General features: G+C 70.9%; 24 protein-coding genes. 10 read left to right on the top strand and 14 right to left on the bottom strand.

Annotated features, from left to right (window positions below):
• Window positions 1–4 precede the first annotated feature (4 nt).
• Window positions 5–940 carry a LysR family transcriptional regulator gene (locus AB0J97_RS03105; protein WP_357693473.1) on the bottom strand — a complete coding sequence of 312 codons (936 nt, stop codon included), beginning with the start codon at window positions 938–940 and terminating at the stop codon, window positions 5–7.
• A 79-nt stretch (window positions 941–1,019) separates the two neighbouring features.
• Between AB0J97_RS03105 and AB0J97_RS03100 the strand changes: the two genes are divergently transcribed.
• The 3 genes from AB0J97_RS03100 to AB0J97_RS03090 all read left to right on the top strand — a co-directional run bounded on the left by AB0J97_RS03100 (window position 1,020) and on the right by AB0J97_RS03090 (window position 6,346).
• Complete coding sequence (locus AB0J97_RS03100) at window positions 1,020–2,306, top strand: pyridoxal phosphate-dependent aminotransferase (protein WP_364083736.1); 1,287 nt, start codon at window positions 1,020–1,022, stop codon at window positions 2,304–2,306.
• A 141-nt stretch (window positions 2,307–2,447) separates the two neighbouring features.
• Window positions 2,448–3,092 (top strand): GNAT family protein, encoded by a 645-nt coding sequence (locus AB0J97_RS03095; RefSeq protein ID WP_352318377.1) that lies wholly within the window; start codon window positions 2,448–2,450, stop codon window positions 3,090–3,092.
• 254 nt (window positions 3,093–3,346) lie between these two features.
• A complete protein-coding gene (locus AB0J97_RS03090) occupies window positions 3,347–6,346 on the top strand; it encodes a BTAD domain-containing putative transcriptional regulator (RefSeq protein ID WP_364083733.1) in 3,000 nt (999 codons plus the stop codon).
• A 257-nt stretch (window positions 6,347–6,603) separates the two neighbouring features.
• Here the strand turns inward: AB0J97_RS03090 and AB0J97_RS03085 are convergent, their stop codons facing one another.
• Entirely contained in the window at window positions 6,604–8,016 is a 1,413-nt protein-coding gene (locus tag AB0J97_RS03085; protein WP_364084239.1) for a methyltransferase, read from the bottom strand.
• Window positions 8,017–8,140: 124 nt separating this feature from the next.
• Here AB0J97_RS03085 and AB0J97_RS03080 point away from each other — a divergent pair, with 124 nt between their 5' ends.
• Window positions 8,141–8,443, top strand: a complete 303-nt coding sequence (locus AB0J97_RS03080) for a hypothetical protein (protein WP_357693465.1) — start codon at window positions 8,141–8,143, stop codon at window positions 8,441–8,443.
• On the opposite strand, the gene AB0J97_RS03075 is transcribed toward AB0J97_RS03080, so the two are convergent.
• Genes AB0J97_RS03075 through AB0J97_RS03065 form a run of 3 tightly spaced genes read right to left on the bottom strand, consistent with a single transcriptional unit; the run spans window position 8,415 to window position 10,534 of the window.
• Entirely contained in the window at window positions 8,415–9,392 is a 978-nt protein-coding gene (locus AB0J97_RS03075; protein WP_357693463.1) for an NAD(P)-dependent oxidoreductase, read from the bottom strand. The two genes, AB0J97_RS03080 and AB0J97_RS03075, sit on opposite strands and share 29 nt — an antisense overlap.
• Window positions 9,393–9,425: 33 nt before the next feature.
• Window positions 9,426–10,025, bottom strand: a complete 600-nt coding sequence (locus AB0J97_RS03070; protein ID WP_364083728.1) for a TetR/AcrR family transcriptional regulator — start codon at window positions 10,023–10,025, stop codon at window positions 9,426–9,428.
• Window positions 10,022–10,534: a GNAT family N-acetyltransferase gene (locus AB0J97_RS03065; RefSeq protein WP_364083725.1), complete on the bottom strand. Its 513-nt coding sequence runs from the start codon at window positions 10,532–10,534 to the stop codon at window positions 10,022–10,024. Before AB0J97_RS03065 ends, AB0J97_RS03070 begins: the two co-directional genes overlap by 4 nt.
• Before the next feature lie 58 nt (window positions 10,535–10,592).
• On the opposite strand from AB0J97_RS03065, the gene AB0J97_RS03060 reads away from it, so the two are divergent.
• From AB0J97_RS03060 to AB0J97_RS03045, 4 genes are all read left to right on the top strand, one after another.
• The gene (locus AB0J97_RS03060) at window positions 10,593–11,072 is read left to right on the top strand and encodes a helix-turn-helix domain-containing protein (RefSeq protein ID WP_357693457.1); all 480 of its coding nucleotides are present in this window, start codon (window positions 10,593–10,595) and stop codon (window positions 11,070–11,072) included.
• A gap of 49 nt (window positions 11,073–11,121) precedes the next feature.
• Window positions 11,122–11,925, top strand: coding sequence for an SURF1 family protein (locus tag AB0J97_RS03055; protein ID WP_357693456.1), 804 nt, complete (start codon window positions 11,122–11,124; stop codon window positions 11,923–11,925).
• A 9-nt stretch (window positions 11,926–11,934) separates the two neighbouring features.
• Window positions 11,935–12,678, top strand: a complete 744-nt coding sequence (locus tag AB0J97_RS03050; protein WP_364083720.1) for a tyrosine-protein phosphatase — start codon at window positions 11,935–11,937, stop codon at window positions 12,676–12,678.
• Between the two features lie 157 nt (window positions 12,679–12,835).
• Window positions 12,836–14,032 carry an amidohydrolase family protein gene (locus AB0J97_RS03045; RefSeq protein WP_357693452.1) on the top strand — a complete coding sequence of 399 codons (1,197 nt, stop codon included), beginning with the start codon at window positions 12,836–12,838 and terminating at the stop codon, window positions 14,030–14,032.
• Here the strand turns inward: AB0J97_RS03045 and AB0J97_RS03040 are convergent.
• From AB0J97_RS03040 to AB0J97_RS03025, 4 genes are all read right to left on the bottom strand, one after another.
• Entirely contained in the window at window positions 14,029–14,382 is a 354-nt protein-coding gene (locus AB0J97_RS03040; RefSeq protein ID WP_364083716.1) for a YkvA family protein, read from the bottom strand. The two genes, AB0J97_RS03045 and AB0J97_RS03040, sit on opposite strands and share 4 nt — an antisense overlap.
• 65 nt (window positions 14,383–14,447) lie before the next feature.
• Window positions 14,448–15,866, bottom strand: a complete 1,419-nt coding sequence (locus AB0J97_RS03035; protein ID WP_364083713.1) for an amidase — start codon at window positions 15,864–15,866, stop codon at window positions 14,448–14,450.
• Window positions 15,866–16,831 carry an LLM class F420-dependent oxidoreductase gene (locus AB0J97_RS03030; protein ID WP_364083710.1) on the bottom strand — a complete coding sequence of 322 codons (966 nt, stop codon included), beginning with the start codon at window positions 16,829–16,831 and terminating at the stop codon, window positions 15,866–15,868. The genes AB0J97_RS03035 and AB0J97_RS03030 overlap by 1 nt, the downstream gene beginning before the upstream one ends.
• Before the next feature lie 66 nt (window positions 16,832–16,897).
• On the bottom strand, window positions 16,898–17,566 hold the full coding sequence (locus AB0J97_RS03025; protein WP_364083707.1) for a TetR family transcriptional regulator: 669 nt from the start codon (window positions 17,564–17,566) through the stop codon (window positions 16,898–16,900).
• Window positions 17,567–17,723: 157 nt separating this feature from the next.
• On the opposite strand from AB0J97_RS03025, the gene AB0J97_RS03020 reads away from it, so the two are divergent.
• A complete protein-coding gene (locus tag AB0J97_RS03020; protein WP_364083704.1) occupies window positions 17,724–18,632 on the top strand; it encodes a hypothetical protein in 909 nt (302 codons plus the stop codon).
• A gap of 127 nt (window positions 18,633–18,759) precedes the next feature.
• On the opposite strand, the gene AB0J97_RS03015 is transcribed toward AB0J97_RS03020, so the two are convergent.
• The 5 genes from AB0J97_RS03015 to AB0J97_RS02995 all read right to left on the bottom strand — a co-directional run bounded on the left by AB0J97_RS03015 (window position 18,760) and on the right by AB0J97_RS02995 (window position 22,652).
• Window positions 18,760–19,818: an aspartate-semialdehyde dehydrogenase gene (locus AB0J97_RS03015; protein ID WP_357693440.1), complete on the bottom strand. Its 1,059-nt coding sequence runs from the start codon at window positions 19,816–19,818 to the stop codon at window positions 18,760–18,762.
• The gene (locus tag AB0J97_RS03010) at window positions 19,815–21,089 is read right to left on the bottom strand and encodes an aspartate kinase (RefSeq protein ID WP_357693438.1); all 1,275 of its coding nucleotides are present in this window, start codon (window positions 21,087–21,089) and stop codon (window positions 19,815–19,817) included. The genes AB0J97_RS03015 and AB0J97_RS03010 overlap by 4 nt, the downstream gene beginning before the upstream one ends.
• A gap of 87 nt (window positions 21,090–21,176) precedes the next feature.
• Window positions 21,177–21,707, bottom strand: coding sequence for a DUF5063 domain-containing protein (locus tag AB0J97_RS03005; protein WP_352362187.1), 531 nt, complete (start codon window positions 21,705–21,707; stop codon window positions 21,177–21,179).
• Window positions 21,700–22,299 (bottom strand): recombination mediator RecR, encoded by a 600-nt coding sequence (recR, locus tag AB0J97_RS03000; RefSeq protein ID WP_357693436.1) that lies wholly within the window; start codon window positions 22,297–22,299, stop codon window positions 21,700–21,702. Before recR ends, AB0J97_RS03005 begins: the two co-directional genes overlap by 8 nt.
• A gap of 2 nt (window positions 22,300–22,301) precedes the next feature.
• Window positions 22,302–22,652 carry a YbaB/EbfC family nucleoid-associated protein gene (locus AB0J97_RS02995; RefSeq protein WP_125640519.1) on the bottom strand — a complete coding sequence of 117 codons (351 nt, stop codon included), beginning with the start codon at window positions 22,650–22,652 and terminating at the stop codon, window positions 22,302–22,304.
• 491 nt (window positions 22,653–23,143) lie between these two features.
• Here AB0J97_RS02995 and AB0J97_RS02990 point away from each other — a divergent pair, with 491 nt between their 5' ends.
• Window positions 23,144–24,400: a GAF domain-containing protein gene (locus tag AB0J97_RS02990; RefSeq protein WP_364083698.1), complete on the top strand. Its 1,257-nt coding sequence runs from the start codon at window positions 23,144–23,146 to the stop codon at window positions 24,398–24,400.
• Window positions 24,401–24,413 lie beyond the last annotated feature (13 nt).

Raw genomic sequence — 24,413 nt, 5'->3', positions numbered from 1 at the left:
GACGCTACCGCTCGGCCGGGGTCACCGGTTCCAGATCGCCCGCGATGTACCGGGCGGCCACGTGGATCGCCCGCAACGTCACCGACACCGACGGCCGGTGCACGCTGGACCTGCGGGCCACCGCGTGCACGTCGCGGCCGACCGGGCTGCCGGGGAACTCCCGCACCGACAGCCCCCGCACCCCGGCGGCCAGCGCGAGCGCGGGCACCGCCGCGATGCCGATGCCCTTGGCGACGAGCGAGAGGATCGTCCCCAGCCCCTCGAACTCCCAGGGCGTCGGCCGGGTGCCGCCGACGTCCTGGAACAGCCGGTCCACCGCCAGGCGCGAGGGCTCGCCGTCGGGGGTGGCCATCCACGGTTCGTCGCGCAGTTCGCGCAGGTCGAGCGGCACGTCGGGGTCGGCCAGCCGGTGCCTGCGCGGCACGACGAGCACGATGGGGTCGCGCAGCAGGGGGAAGACCCGCAGGCTCTCGCTCTCGCGGACCGCGCCGTACCAGTCGTCCACCAGGGCGATGTCCACCTCGCCCGACTGGACCTCCCGCATCCCCCGGCCTGACCGGCTCTGGCCCAGTCGGAGCGTCAGCTCGGTGTGGCGGCGCAGCGAACGCGCGAGCGCCGGCGCGAATGCCACGGCCGCCGTGGGGAAGGCGGTGACGACGACGCGCCCCGAAGGGGTGCCCGCATGGGCGGAGAGGTCGGACTCGGCCTCCTCGACCATTGACAGGATGCGTTCGGCGTGCTGGACGAGCCGGCGTCCCGCATCGGTCAGCTCCGCGCTGCGCGCGGTCCTGTCGATGAGCGCGGTGCCGGTCTCCCGTTCCAGCGCCGCGAGCTGCTGGGAGACGGCCGACGGGCTGTAGCCCAGGGACTCGGCGGCGGCCGCGATGCTGCCACGGCGAGCGAACTCGCAGATCAGTGCCAAACGCCGGAATTCGAGCATCAGACTTCCTTATGCCTACCCACAAAAAGCCTCGCTTGTCCTGATGCCTTCATACAACCACCCTGGGAACGTGACAAACATGACGGTGACCTTGTCCGCCACCTTGGCGGCGAACGAAGACATCGAACGAAGACGACGCGCCGGGGAACGCGTGCTGCACCTGGCCTTCGGCGAGGCCGGCCTGCCCGTCCACCCGGCGCTGCGCGACAAGCTGGCCGCCGCCTCCGAGCGCAACGGCTACGGGCCGGTCGCGGGGGCGTCCGGGCTCCGGGCCGCGGCAGCGGGCTACTGGACACGACGGGGGCTCCTGACCGAGCCCGAGCTGGTCGTCTGCGGGCCGGGCAGCAAATCGCTGCTGTACGGCCTGCTCCTGGCGATCGGCGGCGACATCGTCCTGCCCATGCCCAGCTGGGTCAGCTACGCCGCGCAGGCCGATCTGGTGGGCTCCCGCCCCATCCTGGTGCCCGCACCGCCAGGAGAGGGCGGGGTCCCCGACCCGGACCTGGTCGTCACGGCGGTCCGCCGGGCGCGGGCTGAGGGCAGGACCGTCAGCTCCCTGCTGGTCACGCTGCCCGACAACCCCACCGGCCGGCTGGCGACGCCGGAGACCGTCGCCCGCCTGGCGGCCGTGGCGCGCGAGCTGGACCTGATCGTGATCTCCGACGAGATCTACCGCGACCTCGTCCACGACGAGTCGGCGGTCTACACCTCGCCGGCCGACCTCGCGCCCGAGCGCACGATCATCACCACCGGGCTCAGCAAGAGCCTGGCGCTCGGCGGGTGGCGGATCGGCGTGGCCCGGCTGCCCGAGGGCGCGCACGCGCTGCGTACCCGGCTGCTGGCGGTGGCCAGCGAGATCTGGTCGGCGCCGGCCGCGCCCGTCCAGGAGGCCGCGACCTACGCCTTCGAGGAGCCGCGCGAGCTGACCGACCGCGTCGCCGCCAGCCGCCGGTTGCACGGCATCGTGGCGCGGGCCGTCCACGAGCGGTTCACGGAGATCGGCGCCTCGGTGCCGCGACCTCAGGGAGGCTTCTACCTCTATCCCGACCTGAGCCATCTCAGGCTGGGCGGCTCCGCCGACCTCACCAGGATCCTGCTGGACGAGCACGGCATCGGCGTCCTTCCCGGACACGCCTTCGGTGACGACCCGTCGGCCGCCCGCGTACGCGTGGCGGTGAGCCTGCTCTACGGCGACACGCCCGAAGAGCGCATGACCGCCCTGACCAGCACCGATCCCCTTCAACTCCCGTGGATCGCGGCAAATCTGAACCATCTGTCCATGGGCTTGAAGGAGCTGTCCCTGGTCCGTCACGGCGTCGTCGGTGAACGGCACCCGGCGCTGGTCCCGGCGCCATGTCACGGTTAGGCGAATCTTTCCCCAAGAGCTGGTTTACCATCCACCAAATCAGCCCTCTGACCTGCGGAAACACCGCACATCAAGAAACCCGGGAAAGATGGTGCCGAGAGCCTGGTTACACGCGCCCCGCGTGAGCCTCATCATGTGCTCATGCCCGCTCTTGTCACCTTGTCCGGGCGCTCCGTGCGCCTGGAACCTCTCAGCCACGCGGTGATCGACGATCTCGTCGCCGCGGCGAGTGAAGACCGCTCCACTTACGCCTTCACTCGCGTCCCGGACGGCCGGGACGAGATGGTCTCCTATGTGGAGGCCGCCATGGCTGAGCAGGCGGAGGGCCGCACGCTGCCCTTCGCCATCCGGTGGCTGAACACCGACCGCGTGGTCGGTGCCACCCGTCTCATGCACCTGGAGTATTGGCAGGGCCCCATGCCCTGGCCTCCGGGTACACGGGGTGCGGTGGGCGACATCCCGTCCGTGGCGGACATCGGTTACACCTGGCTGGGCGCCTGCGCCCAGGGCACGGGCGTCAACCGGGAGAGCAAGTTCCTCATGCTCTCGCTCGCCTTCGAGACCTGGAACGTCCACCGCATCACACTCAAGGCAGATGTCAGGAACGTCCGATCCCGGGCCGCCATCGAGGCCCTCGGCGCACACTTCGACGGGGTGCGGCGAGCGGATAGCCGAGGCGCCGACAACACGGTCCGAGATACGGCCTTCTACTCGATCCTGAACTCCGAATGGCCGCTCGTCCGAGAACGGCTGGCCATGCGGCTCGGACTGGTAGAGGCAGCGTAGGAACATCGGCAACGGCCCCGCCCATACTTTTCCGGGCGGGGCCTGTATTTTTCTGCGTCCCCATCGGCTCTACATGACACGCCCCCGTGTCGGTGTGTCATGTCCGGCCCACCATCAGCATGCGGAGGCGCGGTCAACACCGGATCAAAGGCGGATCAACGGGTCGTTCGGTGATCAGCCCAGCTCTAGGTGGTGAGTAGTGCTGGATCTATCATTTGGACACAAATCGTTCCATTGCCCAGGAGACAGACGGCATGGCTGGTCAGAGCGTTGAGGGCGGGCTGCGGTTCGCCGTGCTCGGTCCCGTCCGCGCGTGGCGCGAGGGGCAGGAACTCGACCTGGGCACCCCGCTGCAACGCTCCATCCTCGGCATGCTGCTCCTGCGGGAGGGCCGGGCGGTCACGCCCGCCGAGATGATCGACGCCGTCTGGGGCGAGGACGCGCCGCCCCGCGCCCTGGGCGCGCTGCGCACGTACGTCTCCCGCCTGCGCACGGTCCTCGAACCCGACAGGCCCGCCCGTTCCCGCCCCGAGCTGCTGACCTCCATCGGCCGCGGCTACGCGCTCCGTCTGCCCAACGACGCCCTCGACCTGACCCGCTTCGAACGTGGCATCGCCGAGGCCGAGTCCGCGCGCAAGTCCGGCCGCCTCTCCGCCGCCGCCGAGGGCATGCGGGCCGCGCTGACCCTGTTCGAGGGCGAGCCGCTGGCCGGAGCCGTCGGCCCGTACGCCGAGCACCAGCGCGACCGCCTGGCCGAACGCCGCGTCAGCGTCATCGAGACCCTCATGGACCTCGACCTGGAGCTGGGCGACCACGCCGCGGTCGTGTCCGAGCTGATCGCGCTCACCGCCGAGCACCCGCTGCGCGAACGGCTGCGCGCCCAGCTCATGCTGGCCTACTACCGGTGCGGACGGCAGGGCGACGCGCTCAACGTGTTCACCGAGACGCGCGAGGCGTTGATCGACGAGCTGGGCATCGAGCCCGGCAGCGAGCTGACCACGCTCCACCAGCGCATCCTGGCCGCCGACCCGGCGCTCGCCCTCACGCCTCCCCCGTCCGCGGCCGAGCAGGCCGCCGACGAGCACGAGGCCGAGGAGCCGCCCGCGCTCGAACTGCCGCGTCCCGCGCAGCTCCCCGCCGCGGTCAACGACTTCACCGGGCGCAAGGAGGTGGCCGTCCGCGTCCACACCCTGCTGTCCTCGCAGTCGTCGGCGGAGGGCGTGCCGGTGGTGGCGCTGTGCGGCATCGGCGGCGTCGGCAAGACCACGCTGGCCGTCCACGTGGCGCACACGGCCGACGACCTGTTCCCCGACGGCCAGCTCTACGCCGACCTGCGCGGTCACAGCGACGAGGTGACCGCGCCGGAGTCGGCGCTCGGCGGCTTCCTGCGCGCGCTCGGCGTCCCCCCTGACGTCATCCCCGACGGCCTGGCCGAACGTTCGGCGCTCTACCGCTCGCTGCTGTCCGACCGGCGCATCCTCGTGCTGCTGGACAACGCCCGCGACGCCGACCAGGTCAGCCCGCTGCTGCCGGGCTCGCCGGGCTGCGCCACGATCGTCACCAGCCGGGCCAAGCTGGCCGACCTGCCCGCGGCCAGGCTGATCGACCTCGACGTCATGGAGCCGGACGAGGCGCTGTCGCTGTTCTCCACCGTGGCCGGTCCCGAGCGGGTGGCGGCCGAGCACGGCGCCGCCATGGACGTGGTCGCCGCCTGCGGATTCCTGCCGCTGGCCGTCCGGATCGTGGCCGCGCGGCTGGCCGCCCGCCCCTCCTGGACGGTCGCCTCGCTGGTGCCCAGGCTGGCCGACGAGCAGCGCCGCCTCGACGAGCTGCGCGTGGGCAACCTGGCCGTCGAGGCCACGTTCGCGCTCGGTTACGGCCAGCTCGAACCCGCCCAGGCCCGCGCGTTCCGCCTGCTGTCCCTGCCGAAGGGCCCCGACATCTCGATCGGCGCCGCCGCGGCCGTGCTGGCGATGACCATGTACGAGGCCGAGGAGCTGCTGGAGTCGCTGGTCGACATGAGCCTCCTGGAGGCCACCGCGCCCGGCCGCTACCGCTTCCACGACCTGCTCAGGCTGTTCGCCAGGCGCGTCCTGGACAAGACCGAGCGTCCCGAGGACAAGTCGCTGGCGTTGCGCCGGCTGCTCGGCTTTTACCTGGCCTCGTCCCGGTCCGCCCATCAGCTGGCCTACGAGGGCAGCATGATCCCCGACAACCTGGCCGTGGTCGGCAGCGGGCTCACCTTCACCTCCGTCGACGAGGCCGTGGCCTGGCTGATCTCCGAGGGCGACTCGCTGTTCGCGGCCATCAACCAGGCCGCGACCGCATCCCCCACGGGCGAGCAGCTGCTACCGGCCGCCGACATGCTGGTGGCCATGGAACCGCTGCTGGAGGCCGGTACCCACACCCGCGAGTTCGACCAGGGCACCCGCGCGGTGCTCGCCGCCGCGCTGAGCCTGGACGACGAGGCGAGCGAGCTGCGCTCGCGTTACGTGCTGGGCCGCGTGCTGTTCGCGAGCAACCGGCTCTCGGAGTCCGAGACGCACTTCCGCCGCGTGTACGAGCTCTCCGACGCCCGCCACGAGAAGATCGTCACCGGCGAGGTGCTCAACGCGCTGGCCGTCGTCGTCGGCCGGCAGCGCCGCCACACCGAGGCCCTGGCCCTGTTCGACGCCGCCTCCCGCTACTACCGCGAGAACGGCGTGCCCGCCGGCGAGGCCCTGGTGCTCAGCTACTCGGCCCGCGACCACCTGGGCCTCGGCCACGCCGACGACGCCATCGCGGCGGCGGAGAAGGGCCTGGCCATCTTCACCGAGATCGGCAGCGGCGCCGGCACCGCCCGCGCCCGCTACCACCTGGGCATCGTGCTCAGCCGGGTCGGCCGGCTCACCGAGGCGGTGCACCACCACGCCGAGTGCCTGGCCTTCTTCCGTTCCAGCAAGCAGCGCGTCTGGGAGCAGCGCGTGTGCTCCCGGCTGGCCGAGACGTTCATCGCCGCCGGGCGCTACCCCGACGCCGTACGCCACGCCGAGCAGGCCCTCGTGGTCTCGCGCGAGATCGGCCACCCGTACGGCGAGGCGCTCTCGCTCACCGTGCTCGGCCGGGCGCTACGCGGACTTGGCAGCACCGGGCGGAGCCTGGACTGCCTCCGGCAGGCCTACGACGTCTTCACCAGGCTCGGCGCCCCCGAAGCCGGCGACCTGAAACTCCTGCTGGACGGCTTCGCCGTCGAACGGTCCGTCGTCGAGTCCTGAGTACAGCTCGTCGTCCAGACGTGTCATCCACACATGGTTGATCACAGCTGTCCTTCGTCAATGCCGATGGCAGCCCGGCCGGTCATCCTGACCGCCACGCGTCGCCAGGGGGCCCGGTCATCCGGATGCTTCGCGTGACGGCTAGCCGCCTCACATCAGACGACCGGCCGGACTCGACACGGGACCTTTGAACCCCCCAGGCCCGCGTCTCGGTCAAGAGCTTCCACCCGGGGGGTCAACGTCGGATCAACGGTGAATCAAAGCAGGAAATAACCCTCGGCGATGAGCGGCCGGATCGCGTCGGCGTTGGGGATCTCGCCGTCGCCGACCAGCTCGGCGATCACGTTGAGCAGCGGCCCGAGCGCCAGGTCGCCGTCGCACACGCCGGCCAGCGCGGCCTCGACGGTGCCGACCTCCCTGCTGCGCCGCAGCCCCTGCGTCTGGCGCAGCACGATCCGGATCGGGTCCTCGGCGCCGGGCAGGCCGACGCGCTCGTCGAGCACCCCTTCTGCCGTGCGCAGCAGCGCCCCGTCGAGGTCGGCGGCCCGGTGGGCGGCGGCGATCGCGTCGAGCACGTCGTCGACGTAGTCGCCGACCGGGAGGGCCACCTGGTGGGGAAGGTGCTCCACGCGCACGACCGGGTCGAGCGTGCCCGAGTTGCGCATGGTGATCCAGCCGAAGCCGATGCCCTCGACCTTGCGCTCGTCGAACCAGGCCAGCCACCGGTCGTAGTGGTCGGTGTAGCCCTTGGTGCCCTGCTCGGCGGCGTCCTTGAGCCACAGCTCGACGTATTCGGCCGGGTCCTGGACGTCGCGCTGGACGACCCAGGCGTCGCAGCCGGTCTCGCGCAGCCAGCCGCCCACCCGGTCGTGCCAGTCCTCGCCCTCGACGTGCAGCCAGTTGGCCAGGAAGTGGGCCTGTCCGCCGGGCGCCAGGTGGCGCGGGGTGCGGCGGACGAGGTCGCGGCAGAAGTCGTCGGCCTCGCCGCCGGACTCGCGGTAGGTCAGCGTGCGCTCGGCCCCGGGGGCGATGACGAACGGCGGGTTGCTGACGACCAGGTCGAACAGCTCGTCCTCGACCGGCTCGAACATCGACCCCACCCGGGCGTCGACACCCGGCACGCCGGACAGCTCCCAGCTCAGCCGGGCCAGCTCGACGGCGCGCGGGTTGAGGTCTGTCGCCACCACCTGCTCGGCGCGGCCGGCCAGGTGCAGCACCTGGACGCCGCAGCCGGTGCCGAGGTCGAGCGCGCGCGGGACGGCACGCCTGGTGACGAGCTGGGCCAGGTTGGCCGAGGCGCCGCCCGCCCCCACGACGTGGTCGGCCCGCAGCGCCGGGTCGCCGGGCCGGACCTTGCGGTCGGAGACCACGTAGCCGCCGGTCTCCCAGGGCTGGAGGTGCACGGTCGCCCTGATCAGGTCGCCGTCGGCCGACACCAGGCCCGACTCCAGGACGGCGGCCGGCACGGCCCTGGCCGGGACCGGCACGCCGAGCCACCAGAGCCTGATCAGGGTGGCCAGGGGGTCGCCGTCGGCGGTCGCCCGCAGGGCCGGGACGAGCTCCTCCCGCGCCAGGGCCGAGGCCGCCATGGCGCCGAGCCGGTCGCGGACGCCGTCGATCGTGTAGCCGGTTTCGAGGAGGTGATGGCGCAGTCGTTCCACGGACACCATCCTTTCACCAGCCACCGACAGTGCTCATACTGTTACGTACACCCCCAAGCGTTCTGCAAGCCATGGACAAGTGGGTGGCGGTATCTCTAAGGGTGCAAGACGCCGCACCGAGGAGCGCGCCACCATGCTGATCCCCTGCCTGGCCTGCGAATCGCGATTCGGGCCCGACGAGTACTTCAACGCCTGCTCCGACTACAACCGTGGCCTGGACCTCGTCTCGTGGACCTGCCCGCGCTGCGGCAACCGCGACGACCTGCGGGTGCTGCCCGGCGAGCTGGGGTTCGGCTATCCCTCGCGCGGCAGGTTCGACGTCCACGACCGGGTGCGCGTGCCCGGCCTGCGCAGGCAGCGCGGCGACCTGCGGCTGGACATCTCCCTCGACCGCTCCCGCTGGCAGGTCAGGACGCGGATCCGGCAACCGGCCTGACCGGCGCGCACGCGTAGGCGGGCGGCTCGCCCCGCAGCAGCCGCGCGATGTCCTCCACCAGCGCCTCCGCCAGCTCCTCCAGGCTCTCCCCGGTGGCCTCGCCCAGTCTGGGCGTGAGCACGACGTTCGGCAGCCTGGTCAGCGGGTGGGCCGGATCGAGCCATTCGCCCTCGAAGTGGTCGAGCCCGGCGCCGCCGACCTGGCCCTGCCGCAGCGCGTCCACCAGGGCGGTCAGGTCGTGCAGGGCTCCGCGTGAGGTGTTGAGGTAGATCGCGCCGTGGCGCATCGCGCCGAACTCGCTGTAGCCGAAGAAGCCCCTCGTGTCCGGGGTCAGCGGCACGTGCAGCGACACCACGTCGGCCTCCGCCAGCAGCGCGGGCAGGGTGTGCGTGGCCTCGGGGACGAACGGGTCGCAGGTGACCACCCGCATGCCCAGCCCCTGGCAGCGCCAGCGCATGGCCCGGCCGATCCGTCCGAGGCCCACGATGCCCAGCGTGCGGCCGGTGAGCCGTCTGCCGCGGTGGCGTTGGGCCGGGGGCACCCTGCCGCGGTGCGCCCGGCCCCTGCGCACCTCACGGTCGGCGGTGACGATGTTCCTGCTGACCGCGAACAGCAGCGCGAGCGTCAGCTCGGCCACCGCCTCCGGGTCGCGGTCGGGGGCGTGCAGGACGGTGACCCCGCGTTCGGCGGCCAGGCGCAGGTCCACGCCCGTGGGGGCGCCCAGGCTGGCCACGATGTCGATGTGAAGTCCGAGTACCGAGGTGCGAACCTGGTCGCCGTCGGTGATGAGCACGTTCGCGCCGGTCTCGATGACCAGGTCGGCGAGCTGCTCGTCGGTGAAGCCGACGCTGGGCCGCGGAGGAGCCTCGGCCACGTCGGCGACCTCGCCCAGGCGGGCGAGCGCGCTCTCCGGCAGGTCGGGCAGTACCAGAGCCCGAGGTCTTCTCACATTTGGACAATAACACCACAGACGGTACTCAGATCATTGCTCCCCGCGCTGGCGGAGACTCTGCCAGGCCGCCTCGCCCAGGCCCTTGATCTCTTCCTCTGTCGGGGTGTGCGCCCCGGCGAACCACAGGCGGCACATCTCCTGCGCGGGACCGAGCCACAGGACGTAGCACATGGTGGCGTGGACGGGCTGGAGCCGGCCGTTCTTCATGTGCGGCTTCCACCAGTCGGAGACCTGGCGGAAGAACGCCCGCCTGGCCTCGGCGACCTCCGCGCCGCCCGGCTCGTGCTTGCGCGGCGGGCGCTCGCTGACCAGGATCCTGGCCCGCTCGGGGTGCTCGCCGGCCCAGCGCATGTGGAAGGCGACCACGGCCTCGATGCCGGCGCGGGCGTCGTCGTGACCGACCAGCTCGGCGAGGAACGCCTGCTGGTAGGCGTCGAGGATCTCGGCGTACAGAACGCCGTAGACATGTTCCTTGCTGGCGAAGTGGTGGTAGAAGCTGCCGACGCTTACACCGCTCTCCTCGCGCAGACTGGCCAGCGTGGTGGCCGAGACACCGTCCTGGCTGAAGCGGCGGAGGGCACCCTCGATGATGCGGGTGCGGCCGTCGCGTCCGTTCTTGACACTCTTCACACTGTCAATGGTGTGCTACCAGAACCTTGTTCCGCAAATACTCCGGCCAGATCGATCATAGCGGTCACCTCGACCGTCCCGGACGCGACCTTCATCCTGGCGTCCGGCCACAGCCTGCGGACGAGCCCGAGCACCCGCCGGTTCTCGCCCAGCACGTCCATCCCCACGGTACGCGCGCCCCGCCCGGCGGCCCTGAGCAGCAAGGCGTCGACGAGCCACGGGCCGAGCCCGCACCCCTGCCAGCGGTCGGCCACGACGACGGCGATCTCGACGTCGGCGCAGCCGCCCCGGTAGCTCATGGCGTGCCCGACGATCTCGTCCCCGGCGGTGACGACGAGCGCGTCGCGGCGTTCGTCCAGGGTCAGCAGGGTGCGTACGAGGTGGGCGGCCGGGACGGCCAGGCCGGTGAAGAACCGCAACGTCTGCGTGTGCAGAGACAACCCGGTCAGGAAGCGTCTGATCCGTTCCTCGTCGTCCGGGCGGACCGGGCGGATCTGAGTTCCGTGCATAGACTCAGCGTGCCTTTCACAGCTGGGTCTGTCAATTGAACTCAGATATGATGGGGAGATGAACGTGCCGTTCCGATTGGGCTTCCGGGTGGACAACTGCTCGATCGAGCGCACCCTGGACATCGTCGGCGAGAAGTGGACATTCCTGGTGCTGCGCGAGGCGTTCCGCGGCGTACGGCGGTTCGCCGACATGCAGGCGATCACCGGCGCCCCCCGCCAGGTGCTCAGCGCCCGCCTGGCCCGGCTGGTCGACGAGGGCCTGCTGCGCAAGGAGCCCTACCGCGAGCCCGGCCAGCGCCAGCGCGACGAATACCGGCTCACCGACAAGGGCCGCGACCTCTATCCGCTGCTGGTCGCGCTCATGCACTGGGGTGACAAGTACCTGGCCGACGACGAGGGCCCGCCGGTGCGGCTCACCCACCGCGACTGCGGCGCCCCCGTCGAGCTGCGCTTCCGCTGCGCAGAGGGCCACGAGGTGGCCGGTCCGCGCGAGGTGACGCCGGTGCCCGGCCCGGGCCCCGGGCTGCGGAGCGTCTAGCCGGACGGCCGCGTGAGGGAGCACCCGCACCGGTGCCTAACCTTGAAGCGTGTACCGGTTCCTGCTGACGCCCCGGTGGCTGGCGCTCCACGTCGTGGTGCTGCTGGTCATCCCCTCGTTCGTGTTCCTGGGCAGGTGGCAGTTCGGGCGTTTCGAGGAGCGGTCCGACAACAAGGACAGGGTGACCTCCAACATCGAGGCCGCCCCCACCCCGCTCGACCGGCTCACGGCTCCCGGCCGGCAGGTCGGCGAGGCCGACCGCTACCGCACGGTCGTCGCCTCCGGCACGTACGACGCCGCCAACGGCCTGCTCGTACGCCGCCGCCCGCAGGAGGGCCAGAACGGCTTCTACGTCCTGACCCCCCTCGTCACCGGCGACGGCGCCGCGGTGATCGTCAACCGCGGCTGGATCCCGGCCGCCGCCAGCGCCGACGCGGCTCCCCCGGTCCCCGCCCCGCCCACCGGACAGGTAACTGTCACCGGACGGCTACGTCTGAACGAGACCGAAGACTCCACCGGCATCCGCGAACGGTCCGGCCTGCCGGACGGCCAGGTGCTGCTGATCGACGCGGACAAGATCGGGAAGCGGTGGCCGTACCGGCTGGTGGGCGGCTATGTCGAGCTCACCGGGCAGCAGCCGGCGTCCGGCTCGGCACCCGCGCCGGTGCCCGCGCCCGACGTCGGCTCCGGCGGCGGGCTCAACCTGGCCTACGGGGTCCAGTGGTGGTTGTTCATCGGCATCGCCATCGGTGGCTGGATCATGCTGATCCGGCGCGAGGTGGCCGAGCGGAAGGCCGGAAAGGCCTCCGGCGAGCCCGTGGCGTCCCCGGAGGCGGAAACCGCCGCCAACTAAGGTTGAAGGGTGATCCGCCACATTGAGTTCACCAATCTCCGCAACTTTCGTGACGTAGGTGGATATGCCACCGAAGACGGGCGTACCGTCCGGTGGCAGCGGCTCTACCGGGCCGACTCCCTGGGCTGGCTGTCCGGCGACGACCTGGCCGCCTTCCACGCGCTGCGCGTGCGCACTGTCATCGACCTGCGGCATTCCTCCGAGGTCGAGAGGTCCGGCCGGGTGCCGGAGACCGAAGGGCTGACCTACCGGAACCTGCCGATCGAGGGCCGCGCCTGGAACATCGCCGAGTTCAGCGAGGAGCTCGGCGTCGAGCGCTACCTCGCCGACCGGTACCTGGAGATGACCGAGGACGGCGTGGCGAACCTGCGCACCGCCGTGGAGACGATCGCCGTCGACGACAACGCGCCGGTCGTCGTCCACTGCGCGGTGGGCAAGGACCGCACCGGCCTGCTCACCGCGCTGATCCTCTCCCTGGCCGGCGTGGCCGAGGACGACATCGTCGCCGACTACGCCCTGACCGGCCTGGCCACCGAGCGCTTCATCGCCGACCGGCACACCAGGCATCCGGACGCCCTGATGTGGCCGGGGTTCGGCCAGGCCCCCGCCCAGGCCATGCGCCTGTTCCTGGACGACCTGATCGAGCGGCACGGCTCCGTCGAGCGCTACGTCACCGGCGTCCTCCAGGTCGAGCGGTCCACCATCGCCGAACTTCGCCGAAATCTCCTGACTGATTCGATCTCCCGCGGGTAGAAGCCGCCGGGGTCCGCAAGGGGCAGCATCCTCAAGGACCCCACGGCCCGGGACCGCCGCCATCCCCCTCCAGGCGGTCCCGGGTACGAACGTATGGATACCCAACGGATACGTCGCAGCTTGTTCGACGTTATGCCGTCGTCGTACGGTTACCTGCGTGACTACGCCGCTGCTCCCCGACCCTGATCCCCGGCGGCGCGACTATGTGATCATCTCTGCCGACGATCACCTGATCGAGCCTCCTGACCTCTTCGAGGACAGGCTCCCGGAGAAATACGCCGACGTCGCGCCCAAGGTCGTGGAGACGGACGCCGGTCACCAGGTCTGGCGCTACGGCGGGGCCACGTACCCGTGCGCGGGCATCGACGTGGGCGCCGGGCTGCCGCGCGAGCAGTGGACCCTGGATCCGGTCAGGTTCGAGCAGATGCGTCCCGGCTGCCACGACATCGAGGCCCGCGTCCAGGACATGGACGTCGCCGGCATCTGGGCGGCGCTCTGCTTCCCCGGCATGCTGGCCGGCCAGGCGGGCATGCCGTTCGCCAGGACCCGCGACCAGGAGCTCGGCCTGGCCCTGGTCAAGGCGTGGAACGACTGGCACATCGACGTCTGGGCCGGCACCTACCCCGAGCGGATCATCGGCCTGCAACTGCCCTGGCTGCCCGATCCGGACATCGCCGCCAAGGAGATCAGGGCCAACGCCGCCCGCGGCTTCAAGGCCGTGGTCTTCCCCGAGTTCCCGACCCGGCTCAGGCTGCCGTCGATCCACACCGGCCACTGGGACCCGTTCTTCGCCGCCTGCGAGGAGACCGGCACGGTCGTGGCCCTGCACACCGGCGACTCCTCCTGGTCGCCCGTGCCCTCTCCCGACACGCCCATCGAGGCGATCACCACGCTGATGCCCACCAGCGCCATGTTCGCCTGCGCCGACTGGCTCTGGTCGGGCCTGCCGCTGCGCTTCCCCGGGCTGCGCATCCTCATCGTCGAGGGCGGGGTCGGCTGGCTGCCGATGCTGGCCGAGCGCGCCGACTACGCGCTCGACCACCCGGTCGCCGGCGAGGCCGCCTGGGACGGCGGCCTGAAGCCCAGCGAGGTGCTGCGCCGCAACTTCTTCTTCGGCACGCTCGACGACCACGCGCTGTCCGGCGTGCGCCTCGCGGTCGGGCTCGACCACGTGCTGCAGGAGAGCGGCTATCCGCACTCCGACTCGACGTGGCCCGACACCCAGAAGGCCGTGGCCGGCAACCTCGGCGCGCTCCCGCCCGCCGACATCGCCAGGGTCGCCTACGGCAACGCCGCCCGCCTGTTCGGGCATCCGCTGCCCTCGCGCGCCTGGTTGCGGATGGAGGAGATCTAACCCTCGTCCTCGACCAGCCTGGCCTGGATGACCTTGCGCTCGTGCTCGACGTAGCGACCGCTCTCGCCGAGCAGCGAGGCGATCAGCCACAGGAACACGCCGAAGTCGTCGGCCACCCCGATGAGCACCAGGAAGTCGGGGATGACGTCGATCGGCGACAGGATGTAGACCACGCCGAGCGCCATCAGGGCGAGCCTGCCCTTGCCCATGCCGTCGTAGCGGCCGCGCGTGACCGCGCCGATCATGCGCGGGATCGCCCGCACCCTGGTCATCATTCCCGGCGTGCCAGGCTTGGTCACCTCGCGGTACGTCCGCCACGCCGCCGCTGCCCGTGCTGCCTTCGCCATCATGAGGAACCTCCTACCCCCGGCTTCTCACGACATAACGCGTCAGCCGGGTGAGGGGTTCCTGACGGTCACCGCATGGCGGCATGCACGAACGGGCTGACCTGCTCGATCCGCGCGGCCACCCGGATCAGCAGATCCTCCCGGCCCGCCGCCGCCACGAGCTGCACGCCGACCGGCAGCCCCGCCGCGTTCCTGTGCAGCGGCAGCGAGATCGCCGGCTGGCCGGTCGCGTTGATCGGCGAGGTGTAGGCCACCACCTGCGCGGTCCTGCCGAACGCGGTGCTCAGGTCGGCGGGCGGGATCCAGCCGAGCGGGAACGGCGCCGCCCCCGACGACGGCATCAGCAGCAGGTCGTTGCCCTCGGCCCACCAGGAGGCCATGCGGCGGCGGAAGCCGTCCACCCATTGCGTGGCCAGGATGTGGTCGGCCGCGCTGTTGGCGCGGGCCGCGGCGACCATGGCCGCGTTGCGCGGTTCGAGCTCGTCCGGCTCCACCGGCCTGCCGCGGGCCGCGCCCAGGCTCAGCACGTGCGCGGCGAGGTTGTTGGCGACGATGGCGCCGAAGTGCCGGGCGAACTCCGGTTCGGCGAGCGCCCGCGGGCCGCCGGGGGCCACGTCGTGCCCGAGGCTCTCCAGCAGCGCCGCCGCCCTGGTGACGGCCTCGGCCAGGTCGGGATCGGCGGGCACGTCCTGCCGCGGGTGGGCGGTCAGGAAGCCGACGCGCAGCCGTCCGGGGTCGGCGTCCAGCTCGGCGGTCAGCGGGCCGGGCAGCGCCGGGGCGTCGTAGGGGTCGCCCGGCTCGTAGCCGGAGACCGCGTCGAGCGCGGCCGCCGTGTCGCGGACGGACCTGCTCACGAACCCCGGGCAGGAGAAGCCGCTCCAGCCCTCGCCCGCGGACGGGCCCATGCTCAGCCGGCCGCGCGTCGGCTTGAGCCCGACCAGACCGCACAGCGAGGCGGGGACGCGGATCGAACCGCCGCCGTCGCTCGCCGTGGCCAGCGCGACCATGCCGGCGGCCACCGCCGCCGCCGAGCCGCCGCTCGACCCGCCCGCCGAGTACGCCGGGTCGTAGGGGTTGCGGGTGGGGCCGAACGCCGCCGGCTCGGTCGTGACCGTGCTGCCGAACTCGGGGGTGTTCGTCCGGCCCAGCAGCACGAATCCCGCCCGGCGCAGGCGGACGACGCCGTGGCCGTCCTGGGCGTCGTCCAGGCCGTCGAGCACCCGCGAGCCCGCGCCGTACGGCTCGCCCGCCTGCCGCCAGCCCAGGTCCTTGAGCAGGATCGGCACGCCGCGGAAGGGCGCGTCCGCCGGAAGGGCGTCGATCTCGGCCAGCGCCCGCTCGAACCGCCGGTGGACGACGGCGTTGAGCTCGCCGTCGTGGGCCTCGATGGCGGCGATGGCGGCCTCTGCCAGCTCGCGGGCCGACACCTGCCCGTCCCTGACCGCCTGGGCCTGGCCGACGGCGTCGAGCCGCAGCACGTCGTCCATCAGCCCTCCCGGATGGGGGCCAGGTCGCGTACGGCCTGCTCGATCGGCACCTCGCCGCCGGGGATGGGCGCGAGCACCGGCGTGTCGAGCCCGTTGTCGACGTACCGGCGGATCCTGGCCCGGCAGGTGGCGGCGTCGCCGTGGACGACGAGGGCGTCGACCACCTCGTCCGGGATGGCCTTGAGCGCGGCCTGGCGGTCGCCCGCCGCCCACGCCTCGTGCATGGGACGCAGCACCTCGCCCCGGCCCAGCCAGTCGTGGAAGGCGGCGTACGCGGGGACGGTCAGGTAGCCGGCCAGCATCCGCCGGGCCATCTCGCGCACCTTGTCGGCGTCCTCGCTCACGCAGACGAACAGGCGGGCGATCAGCTCGGTGTCCGGGCCGATCTCGGCGCGCACCTTGGGCACGTCCTCGGGGGCGAGCCAGTTGGTGATCGCGCCGTCGGCCTCCTCGGCGGCCAGGCGCAACATCCGGGGCCGCAGCGCGGCCAGCACGATCCTGGGGGCGGTCTTCGGCGCCCGTTCCAGCCTGAATCCCTTGATCTCGAACGTCTCGTACCGCTCGGAGACCTTCTCCCCCGCCAGCGCCCTTCTGAGGAAGCGCAGCGTGTCTCGGGTGCGCGCGTACGGCTTGGCGAACTCCCCGGCGTTCCACCGCTCGACGATCGCCGGCGAGGAGGAGCCGATGCCGAGCACGAACCGGCCGGGCGCCAGGTCGGCCAAGGTGGCCGCGGACATCGCCAGCAATCCCGGCCCCCGCGTGGAGACCGGGACGATCGCGCTCCCGAGCCGCAACCCCGGAGCCCACTGCGTGGCCAGCGCCAGCGGGACGAACCCGTCGTTCCCGTTGACCTCGGCCGACCAGGCGTCGGTGTAGCCGAGGCCCGGCAGCTCCGCGATCAGCTCTTGCGACTTCGCCAGGGAACGGTCGTAGAAGGGGATGGTCATGCCCCAGTTCGGCGTCATTCAGGGCCTCCGGTTCGATGACGGTGAGCCGACCATACCAAGCGGTATGTCGCTACCAGGAGCCCCTCAGGCCCGCAATTCGTGCACCGCCGCGATGAAGTCCTTCGTGATCCCCTGCAACCCGGGCAGATGCGACAACCCCACCAGCCGATCCACCAGCGGCACCGTCACCTCGATCAGCCGGTACGTGCGCACGCACCCCGGCGAGGTGTCGTGCACCCAGAACAGCACCATGCCCATCGACAACAACCACAGCAGCTCGGGCAGCTCGGCCCGCAGCTCGGCGTTCATCCGGTCCTTCGACCCCTCGACCACGTCGCGGTAGATCCCGATGGACGCCTCCCGCGCCGGCGACGACTGGGCGCTGAACGGACTCAGCGGGTTCGTCGGCTCGGCCGCGTGCTTGAAGAACTTCACCGCGAACTCGTGGTACGGCTCCGACACCCGCACCCACTCGCACAGCACCCCGCTCAGCCGCGCGGCGAACGACCTCTCCGTGGCCAGGAACTCCCGGCAGGCCTGCTCGTGCTCGGCCTGCGCGCGGTCGTAATAGGCCTGGATCAGCGCCTCCTTGCTCTCGAAGTAGTAGTAGGCGTTGCCCACTGACACCCCTGCCTCGGCGGCGATGGCGCGCATGGTCGTCGCGTCGAAGCCACGCTCACGGAACAGTCGCAAGGCCGTCTCGACGATGACCTCTCGGGTGCTCTCCGATCCTCTGTTTCGGGCTTCGGACACGTTCGTCACTTTACGTCTTGAAAGCGCGGTGGGTCATGGAGTGGCACGGTGATCGCCGCCACAGGGCAAAGATGGCTATGAGACATGAGTTATCTCCTGGGAATGGTGGGATTGTCGTTTCAGGCGGAAGGGCTCTTTTCCGCGAAAAGGCATCGACATGTGGATACGTGGAACAGCGCGCACCTTCGTGGTGGCGCTCCTCGGCATTCAGATCACCATAATCGCGCTGGCGTCGGCCGCTTCCGCCGCCTCCCACCCATCAGGTGGAGAGCGGGCTCAGGCGCCAACACCGTTCAACCGTCCTGACGAGACCGGGGGGATCGACCTGTCCCTGTGGTTCCCGGAGGGGATCGACGGGCCGTGGACGAACATCCGGCAGGCCGCCGTCGAGGCAGCCATGGCGGAGACATACCAGGTTGAGCACCACCAGGCGGACCCCACGGCCGCCGAGTCGCAGCTGGGGAGGGAGGACTCAGAAGAGGCGGAGGACGCCTGGGCCGACGCCGAGGAGGCGTTCGTCGAGCAGACGTACGCCCAGGATCGCGCCGAGCGCTCAGAGGCCGCCACGAGGCCCGCGAGCGTCGAGGAGGCCGTCGTGCCTCAGTTCCGGCCACAGAGGGCGCAGAAGCGATCTCAGCTTGATCTGGCGCGCACGGTGCCCAGGCAGGCGGCGATGCACATGACCCACGCCCTGGCCGCCCGCTGGCTGAAGAGCTCGGGCCTGCGCACGAAGTCGTCGGGCCACTGTACGAGCCGCCACATGCACCACTGCACCTCGCTCGACTCCGTAAGGGCCGGCACGATCGCCCGGATCATCGACCTCAAGCATGACAGCGGCTGCCCGGTCATGGTGACCGGCGGCACGGAGACGGGCCACGCACCCGGCCAGTACAGCCACGGGAACGGCTACAAGCTCGACATCACGCACAACGCGTGCATCGACCGCTACATCACCAGGAACCACCGCAAGACGGGGGTCCGCGGTGACGGCGCCGCGCTCTACCGTTCCGCCACCGGAACCGTCTTCGCCAACGAGAACAGCCACTGGGACATCCTGTTCCGGTGACAGGCCCCGCCCGCCGTCGCGCCGCCGGAGCTCTCCTTGAGAAGGCGACTCTCCGTGACAGGCGACTCTCCGTGAAAAGGCGAAGGACGCCGCGACTGGCACGGCGTCCCCACGGAGTCGGCCGGGCCTACAGCTCGGAGGCCACCAGTTCGGCGATCTCCGCCGCGTTCAGCGCGGCCCCCTTGCGCAGGTTGTCGCCGCAGACGAACAGGTCGAGCGTGTTCGGGAAGTCTATCGCCTGGCGGACGCGGCCCACGTAGGTCGGGTCGTTGCCCACCACGTCGAGCGGCGTCGGGAAGACGCCGTTGGCCGGGTCGTCCATCAGCACCACCGTCGGCGCCGCCGACAGCACTCGGTGCGCGTCCTCGACCGTGATCTCCCGCTCGAAGCGGGCGTGCACGGCCAGCGAGTGCGTGGTGATGACCGGCACGCGGACGCAGGTCGCGGAGACCTTCAGGCCGGGGATGCCGAGGATCTTGCGTGACTCGTTGCGGAGCTTGAGCTCCTCGGACGCCCAGCCGCCGTCCTTGTACGAGCCCGCCCACGGCACCACGTTGAACGCGATGGGCGCCGGGAACGGCGACTCCCCGGGCAGCTTGTCGGCCAGGACGTTGCGCACGTCGCCGGCCGTCTGGCCGACCGAACGGTCGCCGGCCAGCGCCTCGACCTCGTCGTAGAGCCGCGCCGAGCCCGCCACGCCCGCGCCCGACACCGCCTGGTAGGAGGCGACGACGAGCTCCGTGAGCACGTACTCGGCGTGCAGCGCGCCCATGGCCGCCATCATCGACAGCGTGGTGCAGTTGGGGGTCGAGATGATGTTCCTGGGCCGCTCGCGCGCGTCGAGCGGGTTGACCTCCGGCACCACCAGCGGCACGTCGGGCTCCATGCGGAACGTGCCGGACTTGTCGATCGCGATCGCGCCACGCTCGGCCGCGATCGGCACCCACACGGCCGACACCTCGTCGGGCACGTCGAAGATGGCGATGTCGATGCCGTCGAAGACCTCGGGCGCCAGCGCCTGGACCACGACGTCCTCGCCGCGCACGCGCAGCACCTTGCCCGCCGAGCGCGGGGAGGCGACGAGACGGATCTCGCCCCAGATGTCCTCCCGGCTGGACACGATGTCCCGCATGACGGTGCCCACGGCGCCGGTGGCGCCGATCAGTGCGAGATTGGGCCTGCTCATCGTCCGCTACCTCCGTACACCACGGCTTCGACCTGGTCGGCGTCGAGATCGAAGGCTCGGTGGGCGGCCGCCACGGCCGCGTCGACACCGTCCTGCTCGACGATCACTGAGATGCGGATCTCCGAGGTGGAGATCATCTCGATGTTGACCCCCGCGTCGGCGAGGGCCGCGAAGAACGTCGCCGTGACGCCGGGGTGCGAGCGCATGCCCGCGCCGATCAGCGACACCTTCCCGATCTGGTCGTCGAAGAGCAGCGACTCGTAGCCGATGCGGCCCTGGATCTTCTTCAGCGCCGTCAGCGCGACCTGGCTGTCGGCCGTGGGCAGCGTGAAGGAGATGTCGGTACGGCCCGTGGCCGCCGCCGAGACGTTCTGGACGATCATGTCGATGTTGATCTCGGCTTCGGCCAGCGTTTTGAAGATCGAGGCAGCCTCGCCGACCTTGTCGGGGACCCCGACAACAGTGATCTTGGCCTCGCTCCGGTCGTGCGCGACGCCGGAGATGATCGGCTGCTCCATCTCGGTTCCTTCGGTGTAAGGGTCGGAGACGACCCACGTGCCTTCCCTGGTGCTGAACGAGCTGCGTACGTGGATCGGCAGGTCGAACCGCCGAGCGTACTCGACGCAGCGAAGATGCAGGATCTTCGCGCCGCAGGCCGCCATCTCCATCATCTCGTCGTACGAGATCCTGGGGATCTTGCGGGCCACGGGGACGATGCGCGGGTCGGCCGTGAAGATGCCGTCGACATCGGTGTAGATCTCGCAGACGTCGGCCTCCAGGGCCGCCGCGAGCGCGACGGCCGTGGTGTCGGAGCCGCCGCGGCCCAGCGTGGTGATGTCCTTGGTGTCCTGCGAGACGCCCTGGAACCCGGCCACGATCGCGATGTGCCCCTGGTCGAGCGCCTCACGGATGCGGCCCGGCGTCACGTCGATGATGCGGGCCTTGCCGTGGGTGGAGTCGGTGATCACGCCGGCCTGCGAGCCGGTGAACGAACGGGCCTCGTGGCCGAGGTTGGCGATCGCCATGGCCAGCAGGGCCATCGAGATGCGCTCTCCGGAGGTCAGCAGCATGTCGAGCTCGCGGCCTGGAGGCAGCGGCGACACCTGCTCGGCCAGGTCGAGCAGCTCGTCCGTCGTGTCGCCCATCGCGGAGACGATCACGACCACGTCGTTGCCGGTTTTTTTCGTCGCGACGATCCGCTGCGCGACCCGCTTGATGCAGGACGCGTCGGCGACGGACGAACCACCGTACTTTTGCACAACGAGCGCCACGAGAGTCTCCCGGTCTGGACTGTGAACTGCCAGTCTACTGGGGGCCTCTCATGGGGCTGATGGTTCATACCACTATGTGGATGATCATCACACGGTGGTGGCTTCCTCCGCCACGTCGAGCCGCGAGTGCGCGGCGAGGGCCTGCAGCGCGCGCATCGCCGCGCCCGCATGGTTGCCCCAAGTGTTGAAGTAGGAGTACTGCCACCACCACAACGCCTCGTGCGGACGGCCGGCGTGGAAGTGACGCAGCCCGTGGATGAGGTCGGCGGCCACCGCGGTCAGATCGTCCGACAGCCGGTACGGCGTGACCGACGTGTCCTTGTACGGGTCGAACACCTCGGCGTAGTCGTCGACCGCCTCCAGCCGCTCGGCCAGCGCCGTGCGCACGCCGTCGATGTCGGGGTCCTCGCTCATCGGCGGCTCGTAGTTGCCCGAGAGGATCACGTCGCGGTTGGCGCCGAGCTTGGCCCCGGCCAGGCTCACCTGCGCGACCTCCACCAGGAGCAGCGACCAGATCGCGTCGCCGCCCTCGCCGCCGGCGACCCTGGTCAGGCCGTCGACGTAGTTCTGCGCGTGCGCGGCGATCTCTTCGGCGAGCACATCCCACATATCAGACATCCAGGAGCCTCCGTCCTTCGAAAGCACGGCCCAGGGTCACCTCGTCGGCGTACTCGAGGTCACCGCCCACCGGCAGGCCGCTGGCGAGTCGTGTCACTTTGATGCCCATCGGCTTGACCAGACGGGCGAGGTAGGTAGCGGTCGCCTCGCCTTCGAGGTTGGGGTCGGTGGCGAGGATGAGCTCGGTGACCCGCCCGTCGGCCAGGCGCGTCATGAGCTCGCGGATGCGCAGGTCGTCGGGGCCGACACCGTCGATCGGGCTGATCGCGCCGCCGAGCACGTGGTACGTGCCGCGGTACTCGCGCGTCTTCTCGATCGCCACGACGTCCTTCGACTCCTCGACCACGCAGATGACGTGCGTGTCGCGCCGCGGGTCGCGGCAGATGCGGCACTCCTCCTCGGAGGCCACGTTGCCGCACACCCGGCAGAAGCGCACCTTGTCCTTGACCTCGAGCAGCGCGTGCGCCAACCGCTTGACGTCGGCCGGGTCGGCCGACAGCAGATGGAACGCGATGCGCTGCGCGCTCTTGGGACCGACCCCGGGCAGCATGCCGAGCTCGTCGATCAGGTTCTGGACGACCCCTTCGTACATGCCTAGAACCCTGGCAGCTGTCCGAGTCCGCCGCCGCCCAGACCTTGGGCGAGCGGGCCGAGCTTCTCCTGCTGCAGGTCGGCGGCGGCGCGCACCGCGTCGCGGACGGCCGCGATCACCAGGTCGGCGATCGTGTCGGCGGTGTCCTGCGGGTCGGCCGCGTCGATCACGCTCGGGTCGATCTTGAGTTCGAGCAGCTCACCTGAGCCGTTGACGACGGCCGTGACCATGCCGCCGCCTGACGAGCCCTCGATCTGCGCGTCGTTGAGCTCCTGCTGGGCGCTCACAAGCTGCTGCTGCATGAGCTGAGCCTGCTCCAGCAGCTGCTGCAGGTTGACATCCCCTGGGTTCACCGTCGTGCGCTCCTCGTGGCTCCGGTTCTTGACTGCCACGAGCCTACGGTGTTTGGGCGGCGTCATGTACTGGGAGGGCTCCCCATGTTTCCCTCCAGACACGTCACGGTCCTTGGTCATGGCCGGATCTCGGCCCCCCTCCAGTGTCCGAGACCCGGCCATCACGTCGGACGGAGCGGCCGCACCACGCCGACGCGTGTTTCGGAACGCTAGTGCGACCAACGTTGCACACACGTTGCGTTCATTCAATCACCCTTCGCAATCCCCCTGAACGGCTTGCGCATATCGCCGCCAGGACGGATGCTCTTGTTGACTACTTGGAGTGACCGATGAGTTACGGCCATCTCGATGCGTACTCCCGCCTTCTACGCGGAGCACACGAAGCGGCGACTACGGGACAGAGTTCCCCCGATTCGCCTCGCACTCTGATCACGGCGTCCTGGCGGCGATCGCTTGCGGCGGGGATCGACCCGGATGGCCGGAGTGCTCCTTTGGTCTGCGAGTCCGCCGACATCGACGAGATCCGCGAGGCTCATCCGCTGCAACCGCTGCTGCCGCTGCTCGCCCAGACCCTCTCCGGCCTGGCGGACGAGACCGACCACGTCATGATCGTCACAGACCGTGACGGACGGGTCCTCTGGCGGGAGGGCAAAGGCGGCATCCTGCGCGACGCCGACCAGGTGGGCCTGGCCGACGGTCACCACTGGGGCGAGTGCATGGCCGGCACCAACGGCATCGGCACGGCGCTCGCCACCGGCCGGCCGGTCCACGTCTACTCCGAGGAACACCTGATGCGGGTGCTGCACGTCTGGTCGTGCAGCGCGGCGCCGATCAGCGATCCGGAGTCGGGCGACGTCATCGGCTGCGTCGACGTCAGCGGCATCGCGCGTTCCCTGCATCCGGCGACGGTCGCCCTGGTCAGCGCGACGGCCAAGCTCGCCGAGTCGCAGCTCGCCGTACGGATGCACGAGCGCGACGAACGCCTGCGCCGCCGCTACGAGTCCCTGCGCAACCGGGGAGGCATTCTGCTGTCCCCCACGGGCCGGGTCATCTCGGGCGATCCCATGGGCCGGCTCGGCACCCGCCTGTCCCTGTCCGGCCAGCGCATGATCCTGCGCGACGGGAGCGTCGCCTTCCTTGAACCCTTCTGCGACGGCTACCTCCTGCGCGACACCCCGTCCGCGACGCCGCCCACCCTCCGCCTGACCTGCCTCGGCGAGGGCCCCCCGACGGCCGACCTCGGCGACCGCGCGCACCCGCTCTCACTGCGCCACGCCGAGATCCTCGCCCTTCTCGCCCTGCACCCCCAGGGCCTGTCGGCCGACCAGCTCTCGTTCCACCTGTACGGCGACGACGGCAACCCGGTGACGATCCGGGCCGAGATCCATCGGCTGCGCAGCCAGCTCGGGGAGGTGCTGGCGGCGAAGCCGTACCGGCTGGTGTGCCCGGTCGAGGCCGACTTCCTCGGCCTTCGCCGGCTGCTGGCGTCGGGCGACACCGCCGCCCTGGCCCGCTCCTACCCCGGCCCGCTCCTGCCGCGCTCGGAGTCGCCGGACATCCGGCGCGAACGCGAGGAACTCGAAGCCCAGGTACGCGCGTGCCTCCTGCGCCACGGCTCCCCCGAGGACCTGTGGACGTACGCCCAGACTCCCAACGGCCGCGACGACTACCAGGTGCTCGAACGCCTGTCGGCCCTGCCACCGACGGACCCGCGCTCGGCCGCCGCCCGCGCCCGTCTCTTCCCCTGACCACGCCGGTCCC

Source organism: Nonomuraea sp. NPDC049607 (assembly GCF_040675375.1).
In the GTDB taxonomy this organism is placed as follows: Bacteria; Actinomycetota; Actinomycetes; order Streptosporangiales; family Streptosporangiaceae; genus Nonomuraea.
This window is presented reverse-complemented; position numbering and strand designations above follow the sequence as displayed.

What these genes read in the sequence shown, in the direction of transcription:
- AB0J97_RS03090 (WP_364083733.1), top strand. Translation starts at nt 3,347, where the DNA reads ATGGCTGGTCAGAGCGTTGAGGGCGGGCTGCGGTTCGCCGTGCTCGGT.
- AB0J97_RS03100 (WP_364083736.1), top strand. Translation starts at nt 1,020, where the DNA reads ATGACGGTGACCTTGTCCGCCACCTTGGCGGCGAACGAAGACATCGAA.
- AB0J97_RS03030 (WP_364083710.1), bottom strand. Translation starts at nt 16,831, where the DNA reads ATGACGCCGAACTGGGGCATGACCATCCCCTTCTACGACCGTTCCCTG.
- AB0J97_RS03060 (WP_357693457.1), top strand. Translation starts at nt 10,593, where the DNA reads ATGAACGTGCCGTTCCGATTGGGCTTCCGGGTGGACAACTGCTCGATC.
- AB0J97_RS03080 (WP_357693465.1), top strand. Translation starts at nt 8,141, where the DNA reads ATGCTGATCCCCTGCCTGGCCTGCGAATCGCGATTCGGGCCCGACGAG.
- AB0J97_RS03015 (WP_357693440.1), bottom strand. Translation starts at nt 19,818, where the DNA reads ATGAGCAGGCCCAATCTCGCACTGATCGGCGCCACCGGCGCCGTGGGC.
- AB0J97_RS03085 (WP_364084239.1), bottom strand. Translation starts at nt 8,016, where the DNA reads ATGGTGTCCGTGGAACGACTGCGCCATCACCTCCTCGAAACCGGCTAC.
- AB0J97_RS03095 (WP_352318377.1), top strand. Translation starts at nt 2,448, where the DNA reads ATGCCCGCTCTTGTCACCTTGTCCGGGCGCTCCGTGCGCCTGGAACCT.
- AB0J97_RS03105 (WP_357693473.1), bottom strand. Translation starts at nt 940, where the DNA reads ATGCTCGAATTCCGGCGTTTGGCACTGATCTGCGAGTTCGCTCGCCGT.
- AB0J97_RS03065 (WP_364083725.1), bottom strand. Translation starts at nt 10,534, where the DNA reads ATGCACGGAACTCAGATCCGCCCGGTCCGCCCGGACGACGAGGAACGG.
- AB0J97_RS03040 (WP_364083716.1), bottom strand. Translation starts at nt 14,382, where the DNA reads ATGATGGCGAAGGCAGCACGGGCAGCGGCGGCGTGGCGGACGTACCGC.
- AB0J97_RS03035 (WP_364083713.1), bottom strand. Translation starts at nt 15,866, where the DNA reads ATGGACGACGTGCTGCGGCTCGACGCCGTCGGCCAGGCCCAGGCGGTC.
- AB0J97_RS03005 (WP_352362187.1), bottom strand. Translation starts at nt 21,707, where the DNA reads ATGTCTGATATGTGGGATGTGCTCGCCGAAGAGATCGCCGCGCACGCG.
- recR (WP_357693436.1), bottom strand. Translation starts at nt 22,299, where the DNA reads ATGTACGAAGGGGTCGTCCAGAACCTGATCGACGAGCTCGGCATGCTG.
- AB0J97_RS03020 (WP_364083704.1), top strand. Translation starts at nt 17,724, where the DNA reads ATGTGGATACGTGGAACAGCGCGCACCTTCGTGGTGGCGCTCCTCGGC.